Below are 3,767 nucleotides of genomic sequence, written 5' to 3' on the forward strand. Positions count from 1 at the left end.
GCAGGACGGCGACGAGGTACGGGTCGGCGACGCGACGCTGACCGCGGTCGCGACGCCCGGTCACACGACCGAATCACTCTCGTACCAACTGGATGGCGTTCTCTTCACCGGTGACACCCTCTTTCTCGAGGGCGTCGGCCGGCCGGACCTCGAACGCGGGGACGACGGATCGGACGCTGCCGCCAGGCGGCTATACGAGTCGCTCCAGCAGCGTCTCTCGGCGTTTCCCGACCCGACGACGGTCGCGCCGGGTCACTACAGCGACGCCGCCGATCCGCGGGCTGACGGGACGTATACCGCGCGACTCGAGACCCTGTCCGACCGCCTCGCGGCGCTCTCGATGGACGAAGCCGAGTTCGTCGCCCACGTGACGAACGATCTCCCGCCGCGGCCGCCGAATCACGAGCGGATCGTGGCCGTGAATCTCGGCCTCGAGGACGTCGACGGGGAGACGGCGTTCGAACTCGAACTCGGGCCGAACAACTGCGCGGTCGCCGGTTGACAGCGACCGCAGCGGGGCTGACGGCGACTGTTGCGGAAACGATGGAACGAGTCGAAGAACCGAGCGGCGAGACGGACGGCGGCGCGTTCAGTCGTCGGCGACCGCGCCGTCGTTCGTGCCACCTGCGAGGTCACCCTCGATGCTCGGCGGGTATTTGCCGCGATCGAGCCTGAGGTCCGACTGCGGACGCGCCATGCAAGTCAACGCAAAGTTCTCCGCCTCCTCCTCGGTTAGTCCGCGCGCCGCAGGCTGGGTGACCTCGCCCTCGAGAATTTTGGCCGAGCAGGCCAGGCACATCCCGACTCGGCAGGAGTACTCCTGAGCGATGCCCTCCTCGAGACACCGACTCAGGATCGTCTCCTTGTCGGTACAGGTGATCGTCTCACCCGTCCCGACGAACTCGATAGTGTACTCTGTCATATAGGCCGCTACGAAAGACCGCACTAAAACTCTTTATCCCCCGCTGTCGTGATGGGACGGCGGGAATCGATCACCGAAACCCGCTCGCTCGAACGAACCGGCTCAAACGGTCGATCTGAAACCGACCCGTCGTCGTCCGGTTTCGACCCCGCTAATCCGACAATTCACACATAAAACGTTTTCTTACCGCGGTGTTCACAGTGTTGGTATGAGTACGCAGGAACAGTCGGACGCTACCACGACGACGGGAACGCAGTCGCCGGACGCTGTCGTCGTCGGAGCCGGCACTGCAGGGTGCTACGCCGCAGCGACCATCGCACGGGAGGGGTACGACGTCGTCGTTCTCGAGCGAAAGTCCGAGACCGAAGCGGGCCACATCGCCTGCGGGGACGCGTTGAAGGGTGCCGACGCCTTCCCCGAGGCGATTCCGAAATCGAAACTCGAGCCGGCCTTCACCAACACCGGCGTCGATCACGGTCGCTTCGAAATTCCCCAGGAGGACACCGTCCTCGAGATTCCGGTCCCGGGCGAACTCGCCGTCATCGACCGCTGGGAGTACGGCCGGCGGATCATCGAGGGCGCCGGAGACGCCGGCGTCGACTTTCACTACGACACCGTCGTCAAAAACGTCGTTCAGGCTGACGACGGCCGCGTCACGGGCGTCGAGACGATCCGCAAGGGCGAGCCCCTCGAGTACGAGTCCGATATCGTCATCGACGCCGCGGGCTCGCTGTCGGTGCTACAGGACAACGTCGACTTTTCGGACTCCACCTTCGACACGAACGTCAACTACAGCCACTTCTGTTCGGCCTACCGCGAGATCGTCCACGTCGACGAGCCCGTCGAGTGGGACGACGCGCTGGTCTTCAAGCCGACCGAGCGCGCGGCGGGCTACCTCTGGTACTTCCCGCGGACCGACACCGAGATCAACGCCGGCCTGGGTTTCCAGATGACCGAGGAACCCATGCAACTCGTCGACGATCTCAAACGCGACCTCGAGAACCGCCCCGAGTTCGAGGGCGCCGAAGTCGAGGACAAACTCGGCGCGGCGCTACCGACTCGGCGGCCCTACGACTCCGCCGTGCATCCGGGCTACATGGCCATCGGCGACGCCGCCGGTCACGTCAACCCGACCACGGGCGGCGGTATCGCCGGAGCCGCCTACGGCGGCAAGTACGCCGCCGAGCAGGCCATCGAGGCCCTCGAGACCGGCGACTACAGCGAGGACACGTTCTGGGCGTACAACGAGAAGGTGATGGACCACTTCGGCGCGCGCTACGCCGCGCTGGACGTCTACAACATCCTCTCGACGGCCGTCGACGTCGACGACCTGATGGGATTACTCGCCGCGATGCCCGGCGACAAACTCGCCGAAGCGCTGTACTCCGGCAGTACGGATATCGGGCTCAAACTCAAACTCGAGGCGCTGCTCAAGAGTCGCGGCCACTGGGGAACCATCTGGAACCTCTACCAGACCAAGCGTCGCGCCGACGAACTGCTCGCCCACTACGAGAACTATCCGACCAGTCCCGCGGGGCTCGCGGGCTGGCAGGACCGCCGCGACGAACTCATGGAGAAGGTGTACGAGACGACCGGGGCGGAGCCGAAGTACTAGAGACGAAATTTTACTCTGCAGTCTGGTGCGCTCGCGACGAGAATTCTCGTCGCGAGCGCGCCGTCCTTCGATAAAATTTCGATCAAAAGCACTCCTCCTTCCTCTCCGTTCACGTTGTTCACTCCGAGTCAGTCGTCGGCCCGCTCGCTCCCTGCGGTCGCTCGCGGTGAGCGTCGGTGAACCGCCTGCCCTTCCCCGTTGAGCGGAAGCGAAGCTTCCGCGATGCTCGGAAGAGCTTGCTCTTCCGTAGGGTCGCGGACTCCTCGCATTGCTCGGAGCCCGCTCCCGGCCACTCCCGCTCGAAATCAGTCGAGAACGTGCCGATCAGGATTGCCGACGGCTAATTTGCTCGATTGATCCCGCGAGTACGTCGATCCCGTGGCCGATGCTCTCCTCGTCGACGTCGAACGTCGCCGTGTGGTGGCCGCCGGGGTGGTCGGTGCCGACGCCGACGTAGCACGCGGTGCCGCCGTTTTCCTGGACTTTCCGCATGAGAAAGGTCGCGTCCTCGCTGCCGCCGAGTTCGTCGCGCTCGAGAACGCGCTCTACGCCCGCCGTGTCGCTCGCCACGTCGGCGACGACCGAGACGAGCGCCTGATCGCTCGTCGCGCTGGGAGCTTCCGCACCGGTCTCGATCGAGACCTCGCAGTCGTGCATCTGAGCGGCGCTCCGGAGCACTCGTCGGGTTCGGCGCTTCATGTACTCCATCAACTCGGTCGTTTCGCCCCGAACTTCGGCGACGATCCGCGCCTCGTCGGGGATGACGTTCGCGGCGCTGCCGCCCTCGACGACGCCCGCGTTGACGCGCGTCTTGCCGTCGTTGTGCCGGGGAATCCCGTACAGGTTCTGGACGGCCGTCGCCATCGCCTGCACGGCGTTGCGCCCCTGCTCCGGGTGGCCACCGGCGTGGGCCGACTCGCCCGTGAACTCGGCCTCGAGGTGCGACACCGCCAGAAAGCCGTCGATGCCAGCGACGATTTCGCCGGTCGGATGGTCGAGCCCGATGTGCACCGCGAGCAGGGCGTCGATATCCCGGATGTGCTCGCTCTCGGCCATCGACTTCCCGCCGCCGACGACCTCCTCTGCGGGCTGGAAGAAGACCTTCAGCGTTCCCCGGAAATCGCTCTCGACCACCCGCTCGAGGACGCCGATGGCGATCGTCGAGTGGGCGTCGTGGCCGCAGGCGTGCATCGTCCCGTCGACCTTCGAGCGAAAGCCCTCGTCCGCGGG

Annotated in this window: 4 protein-coding genes; 2 read left to right on the forward strand and 2 right to left on the reverse strand. The window is 65.6% G+C overall.

The window, feature by feature from the left end; all coding sequences use genetic code 11:
* A partial coding sequence (locus PGX04_RS31080) for an MBL fold metallo-hydrolase (RefSeq protein ID WP_273742007.1) occupies window positions 1-502 on the forward strand: 502 nt, incomplete at its 5' end.
* A gap of 87 nt (window positions 503-589) precedes the next feature.
* Here PGX04_RS31080 and PGX04_RS31085 read toward each other — a convergent pair.
* Window positions 590-922 (reverse strand): 2Fe-2S iron-sulfur cluster-binding protein, encoded by a 333-nt coding sequence (locus PGX04_RS31085; RefSeq protein ID WP_273742008.1) that lies wholly within the window; start codon window positions 920-922, stop codon window positions 590-592.
* Window positions 923-1,130: 208 nt separating this feature from the next.
* Here PGX04_RS31085 and PGX04_RS31090 point away from each other — a divergent pair, with 208 nt between their 5' ends.
* Entirely contained in the window at window positions 1,131-2,537 is a 1,407-nt protein-coding gene (locus PGX04_RS31090) for a geranylgeranyl reductase family protein (protein WP_273742009.1), read from the forward strand.
* A gap of 324 nt (window positions 2,538-2,861) precedes the next feature.
* Here PGX04_RS31090 and PGX04_RS31095 read toward each other — a convergent pair.
* The coding region (locus tag PGX04_RS31095) for an amidohydrolase (protein ID WP_273742010.1) at window positions 2,862-3,767 on the reverse strand (906 nt) is incomplete at its 5' end.

It is taken from the genome of Natrinema soli, from assembly GCF_028618695.1.

Excerpts from the sequence above, each read along its gene's own strand:
- PGX04_RS31085 (WP_273742008.1), bottom strand. The coding sequence starts at position 922 with ATGACAGAGTACACTATCGAGTTCGTCGGGACGGGTGAGACGATCACC.
- PGX04_RS31090 (WP_273742009.1), top strand. The coding sequence starts at position 1,131 with ATGAGTACGCAGGAACAGTCGGACGCTACCACGACGACGGGAACGCAG.